Here is a 5841-nt window from a genome sequence, read left to right on the forward strand (position 1 = left end):
CAGCGTCAAAATTCTGTAAACATTTTTTCACAAAATCTGTGGATAACTTTGGGGAAAAGTTGCAAGAAACTTTGCCTAAGCCCGAAAATACAGGACACCCATACAAATTGTTCATTTTTTGTACAGCAAGTATGTTTTCGCTTATTAATCAATTAGTTAGCTTGTTTGCAATAGACTATTTCTGCTCTGGATACTTTCTATACAGGCGCAAACCCTTGTCAAATCTAGGTTTGCGCCAGCTTGTGGATTTCTCATAATGAAGCTGTCATATTTTCGGGACTTTTTTCAATCATTATTCTGAAAAAAATATAAGATACCCACTCAAGGTTGTATAAATTTTCGGCAGTTAGTGACCACTTAAATTCTATGCCAATTCTTGCTTAACCAAAGAACCAATAGGTCAATAAAATGGCCGCCACAATACCCGCCAGATCAGCAATCAGGCCACAGGATAATGCATGTCTGATCCGCTTGATCCCCACCGCACCAAAATAGACGGTTAAAACATAAAAGGTCGTTTCAGTGCTGCCCTGAATGGTTGCCACCATGTAGCCAACAAATGAATCCACTCCCTGGCTTTGCATGGTTTCCAGCATCATGGCTCGCGCCCCACTGCCGCTGAAAGGTTTCATCAAGGCAGTTGGCAGAGCTTCAACAAAGCGAGTATCCAGTCCCAATGTGCCAAATAGCCAGCCTAGGCCGTCAGCAAAGGCATCCAGTGCACCAGAAGCGCGCAGAGCACCAATTGCAGTCAACATGGCCACCAGATAAGGAATAATGGTGACTGCGACCTTAAAGCCCTCTTTTGCCCCTTCTACAAAGTCCTCATACACAGCAACCTTCTTGAGCCAGCCATAAATTAAAATAGTCACTATCGCTGCCATCAGCAAAAAATTACCCAGCGCCGAACTGGCTTCGGCCATCTGCTCAGCCGGCAGTCTAGCCAGGCTCCATACCAGGCCACCGATTAAAGCCGCAAACACCAGGAAATAAGCCGCGATAACTCGATTAAATATATCGATCTTCTGCACAATGGACACCGCCAGCAGCCCAAAGAAGGTGGATGCACAGGTAGCCAATAGTATCGGTAAGAAAACTGCGGCGGGATCGGCAGCGCCCATTTGTGCGCGATACAATAATATGGTGATAGGTATAATAGTTACCGCAGAAGTGTTGAGCACCAGAAATAGAATCTGTGCGTTACTCGCTTCTTCTTTGTGTGGGTTGATTTCCTGTAGCTGTTCCATGGCCCGGATACCCATCGGCGTTGCGGCGTTATCCAGCCCCAGCATATTAGCCGCCATATTCATGCTGATACTGCCCAGCGCTGGATGGCCGCTCGGCACTTCTGGCATTAACTTGCGAAACAATGGCGCCAACGCCTTGGCTAATAGATTAACCAGACCGCTTTTTTCGGCAATTTTCAAAAGTCCCAGCCAGAAGGCCAGAATACCAATCAGGCCGATGGCAATTGTTACGCTGAGCTTGGCCATCTCAAAAATCGACTGCACCAGCTCCGGGAAAGCAGCGGCATTGCCCTGCACTAACCACTGAAAGCAGGCCAGAACAAATGCAATCACAAAAAAGAATAGCCAAAGAATGTTTAGCACAGGATTTCCTTAACTTTATTGGTCGGTAGATAGCAGGCCTTGCCACAGATAATACACAAAAATATCGATTAGAGTGTATAATGAGCGCCTTTTCGACACTGGTTCGAACAGTTTCGACCGATTAAGTACTCAAACGGTTTTCATGATGACCACTGCTAATTCGCATATCGACTTGCTCGACAAAAAAAGCAAGACCAACTTTAACAAGTTACAGAAACGCTTGCGCCGTCAGGTTGGCGAAGCAATTGCTGACTTCAATATGATTGAAGAAGGCGACAAAATCATGGTCTGCCTGTCAGGCGGTAAGGACTCTTACACCCTGCTGGAAATCCTGATGGGCTTGCAGAAAAGCGCGCCCGTTAACTTTGAGCTGGTGGCGGTTAACCTTGACCAGAAGCAACCGGGCTTTCCAGAAGAAGTGTTGCCCAATTATCTTAAGTCAGTTGGAGTGCCTTATGAAATTATCGAAGAGGACACTTACAGCGTCGTCAAAAGCATCATTCCTGAAGGCAAAACCACCTGTAGCCTTTGCTCGCGTCTACGTCGTGGCATTATTTACAGCTGGGCAGAGAAAAACGGCATCACCAAGATTGCTCTGGGTCACCACCGCGATGACATCATTGAAACCCTGTTCCTGAACATGTTCTTTGGTGGCAAGATGAAGTCGATGCCGCCGAAGCTGAAAAGCGATGACGGCAAGCATATCGTGATTCGCCCACTGGCCTACTGCAAAGAAAAGGACATCGCAAAGTTTGCCAAACTCAAAGAATTCCCGATTATTCCGTGCAATCTATGCGGTTCGCAGGAGAACCTGCAACGTAAGAATATTAAGATGATGCTACAGGACTGGGATCGAAAGTATCCCGGCCGTATTGAAACCATCTTCAAGGCACTGGGTAATGTGGCTCCGTCCCATCTAACTGACACCAATCTTTTTGACTTTGTCGGCCTCACTCAGGAAACCACTGAGCAGGATACCCTGTTCGATGCGCCCGATATTCAAGCACCTGATATCGAGCGTGACGACGAGAATGACAGCCAAAGCATTAACATTATTAAGGTAGGCTAATGTCTGAAACACAAGCATTGACAGAATTTAAGCAGCAATTTCCCGTTATATTGCCAATTACCGTAGCCTGGGGCGAAATGGATGCCTTCCAGCACGTTAACAACGTTAGCTATATCCGCTACTTTGAAAGTGCCCGTATCGCCTATCTGGAAGCTTTAGGCCAAGAAGCCAAAATCACCAGCAACACAGTTGGCCCGATTCTTGCTGATATCTATACCCGCTACCGTCGTCCGGTGGTTTATCCTGACACCTTAATTGTTGGTACCCGGATTAACGAACTGGAAGAGTTCGGCTTCACCATGGAATATCAAGCATTTAGCGAACAACAGCAAACCGTCACTACGCTTGGTAAAAGCCGTATTGTGATGATCGATTACAGCACCAATCAAAAAGTTGCCCTCAAAGACTGCGTGCTGGACGATATACTGAAATTGCAGCCAGAATTAAGCTCGGAAGCAAGATAAGAGCCAGGCCAGTAACCGTAACGGTGTAGGGGCGGACCTGTGTGCCCCCCTTGTAAAAACTGAAGGCCCTTCCTACCTCCCCCCCCCTGTCACACTCTGTTACTTTTACATCTTGCCAAAACTTTTCTTTATGTCCCGAACTGGGTAGTATGTTGTGCGGAAAATTTTATTTAGAGTCTAATCGGCTCTGAAATATCAGTCATATATAATTAGTCTCAAACAAAGGTGTCCCAATGAAAAAACTACTCATTAGCTCCGTTTGTTTGGCTGTGTTAGCGGCTTGTAATTCCGGTACGGAAGAACAGAAAGCCAGCCAGGAAACAGCTAAGCAGGAAGTTACCGAGCAAACCACATCGACTGCTATTCCAGCAGAACAACAACTGGTATCAGGTATTGATAAACAACATTTTGACCATTCGGTTCGCCCGCAGGATGATTTATTCCGTCATGTGAATGGCAAATGGTTAAAAGAATTCGAAATTCCTGCCGATAAATCAAACTATGGCGCATTCACCATGCTTGCAGAACAGGCGCGTGAAGATGTTAAAGCCATTATTGAAGAAGCCGCTAACAGTAATGCTGAAAAAGGCTCTGACGCACAAAAAGTCGGCGACTTATACCAAAGCTACATGAATGAAGAGCTACTGGAAGAACTTGGCACTAAGCCGCTTCAACCAGAGCTTGAAAAAATTGCTGCGATTAAAGACCTGTCTGACTTGTCTGAATATATCGCCTACGCACAAATGGTCAGCGAAGCACCGTTCAGCACTTACGTCTATATTGATGCTCGCCAGCCTGATACCTACATCACGCAAATGAGTCAAAACGGTTTAGGCCTGCCAAGCCGCGACTTCTACCTGAAAGAAGACGAGAAAAGCGAAGAAATTCGCCAGAAATATGTTGAGCACGTTGCAAAAATGTTTGAGCTTGCTGGCATGGAAAATGGCGAAGAAAAGGCTAAAACCGTGATGGCGATTGAAATGCAAATCGCGGAAAAGCATTGGCCAAAAGAAAAACTTCGCAATCCAGTGGCTCGTTATAACAAAATGAGCTTCGAAGAATTGCAAAATACTATTCCAAATCTTGATTGGGATCGTTGGAGCAAAGCGGCAATGTTAGAAGGCATTGATAACGTTATTGTTGGTCAGCCTGACTACTTTGCTGCAGTCAATGAGATGCTTAAAGAGATCTCAATTGATGACTGGAAGACCTATTATCAATGGCATCTTATCAGTGATTCAGCTTCATTCTTGAATAAAGCTCTCGCAGAAGAAAACTTCCGTTTCTTCCAGGGTGTGTTAAGTGGTGTTGAAGAGCAGGAGCCTCGCTGGAAACGTGCGGTAAACGTGATTAACGGTACGCTTGGCGAAGTGGTCGGTAAGATCTACGTTGAGAAACACTTCAAACCGGAAGCGAAAGAGCGCATGAAAGAACTGGTTGAAAACCTTCGTACAGCCTATGCTCAAGGTATTAAAGAGCTAGACTGGATGGGTGAGGAAACTAAAGAGCAGGCGCTTGATAAGCTGGCCAAGTTCACTCCAAAAGTCGGTTATCCGGATAAATGGAAAGACTACTCAGCACTGGAAATTAAAGCTGATGATCTATTCGGTAACATGAAACGTGCCACAATGGTTGAAGTAAAGCGTAACCGTGAAAAATTGGGTCAGCCAATTGATCGCACTGAGTGGTTTATGACACCTCAGACGGTAAATGCTTATTACAATCCAGTTATGAACGAAATCGTTTTCCCGGCAGCAATTCTACAACCTCCATTCTTTAATCTGGAAGCAGACGATGCTGTAAACTATGGCGGCATTGGTGCGGTAATTGGTCACGAAATGGGCCATGGCTTCGATGATTCAGGTTCACAGTACGATGGCGACGGCAAACTTCGCAACTGGTGGACAGAAGAAGACCTTGAAGAGTTCACTAAGCGTACCGACAAACTGGTTGCTCAATACAGCAACTTCACAGTGCTTGACGGTGTTCATGTTAACGGTGAATTCACTCAAGGCGAAAACATCGGTGACCTGGGTGGCTTAACCATCGCTTACAAAGCCTACCAGCTTTCAAAGAATGGCGAGCCAGCTCCAGTAATCGACGGCATGACCGGCGACCAGCGTGTATTCTATGGCTGGGCACAAGTATGGCGCCGTAAATATCGTGACGAAGAACTACGTAAACGTATCGATACCGACCCACATTCACCTAGTGAATTCCGTGCCAACGGTACCGTTATGAACATGCCTGAGTTCCACGAGGCATTCGACGTTAAACCTGGCGATGATATGTATTTAGAGCCAGAAGAACGCGTTAAAATTTGGTAATTATCATTACCATTTCTCTTTTACGAGAGCATCAAAGCCGACTTCTTAGTCGGCTTTTTTGTGCTTATTAACTTATCATGATTCGCACTTTTTACTATAAGAACAATAGCTAATGGTTAGCACCAATATCCCCTTATATTGAGCTAAGACACGGACGAAATATAGCAATCAAAATCTGTGACCGAAGGGAATCCCTTTAGGGAGATGATTTTGATAAGAATTTTCAGCACAAGGATGTGATGTAAATTCTGGTGCGTTAATTATTTTGGGAGTGACGAAGGTAGTCACGCAAAGCGTGACCTCAATATCGGGGTGTGGTATGAGTTATAAACATAGGTAACACTTTAGTCCACAAACATGGGTAACAGTTT

The 5841-nt window shown here is 45.3% G+C and carries 5 protein-coding genes; 4 read left to right on the forward strand and 1 reads right to left on the reverse strand.

Translation table 11 applies throughout. The features are described from left to right. On the forward strand, nucleotides 1-257 hold a 257-nt coding region (locus HUJ19_RS03170), incomplete at its 5' end, for a hypothetical protein (RefSeq protein ID WP_290622236.1). A gap of 123 nt (nucleotides 258-380) precedes the next feature. On the opposite strand, the gene HUJ19_RS03175 is transcribed toward HUJ19_RS03170, so the two are convergent. Next, nucleotides 381-1610 carry a nucleoside recognition domain-containing protein gene (locus tag HUJ19_RS03175; RefSeq protein ID WP_290622237.1) on the reverse strand — a complete coding sequence of 410 codons (1230 nt, stop codon included), beginning with the start codon at nucleotides 1608-1610 and terminating at the stop codon, nucleotides 381-383. A 145-nt stretch (nucleotides 1611-1755) separates the two neighbouring features. On the opposite strand from HUJ19_RS03175, the gene ttcA reads away from it, so the two are divergent. The 3 genes from ttcA (at nucleotide 1756) to HUJ19_RS03190 (ending at nucleotide 5470) form a co-directional block, all read left to right on the forward strand. Next, nucleotides 1756-2679 carry a tRNA 2-thiocytidine(32) synthetase TtcA gene (gene ttcA / locus HUJ19_RS03180; RefSeq protein ID WP_367273958.1) on the forward strand — a complete coding sequence of 308 codons (924 nt, stop codon included), beginning with the start codon at nucleotides 1756-1758 and terminating at the stop codon, nucleotides 2677-2679. Then, nucleotides 2679-3143 carry a thioesterase family protein gene (locus HUJ19_RS03185; RefSeq protein ID WP_290622239.1) on the forward strand — a complete coding sequence of 155 codons (465 nt, stop codon included), beginning with the start codon at nucleotides 2679-2681 and terminating at the stop codon, nucleotides 3141-3143. The genes ttcA and HUJ19_RS03185 overlap by 1 nt, the downstream gene beginning before the upstream one ends. Before the next feature lie 233 nt (nucleotides 3144-3376). Then, nucleotides 3377-5470, forward strand: a complete 2094-nt coding sequence (locus HUJ19_RS03190; RefSeq protein ID WP_290622240.1) for a M13 family metallopeptidase — start codon at nucleotides 3377-3379, stop codon at nucleotides 5468-5470. Nucleotides 5471-5841: the final 371 nt, after the last annotated feature.

The organism is Kangiella sp. (assembly GCF_014762745.1).
Lineage (GTDB): Bacteria > Pseudomonadota > Gammaproteobacteria > Enterobacterales > Kangiellaceae > Kangiella.

What these genes read in the sequence shown, in the direction of transcription:
- HUJ19_RS03190 (WP_290622240.1), top strand. Translation starts at nt 3,377, where the DNA reads ATGAAAAAACTACTCATTAGCTCCGTTTGTTTGGCTGTGTTAGCGGCT.
- ttcA (WP_367273958.1), top strand. Translation starts at nt 1,756, where the DNA reads ATGACCACTGCTAATTCGCATATCGACTTGCTCGACAAAAAAAGCAAG.
- HUJ19_RS03185 (WP_290622239.1), top strand. Translation starts at nt 2,679, where the DNA reads ATGTCTGAAACACAAGCATTGACAGAATTTAAGCAGCAATTTCCCGTT.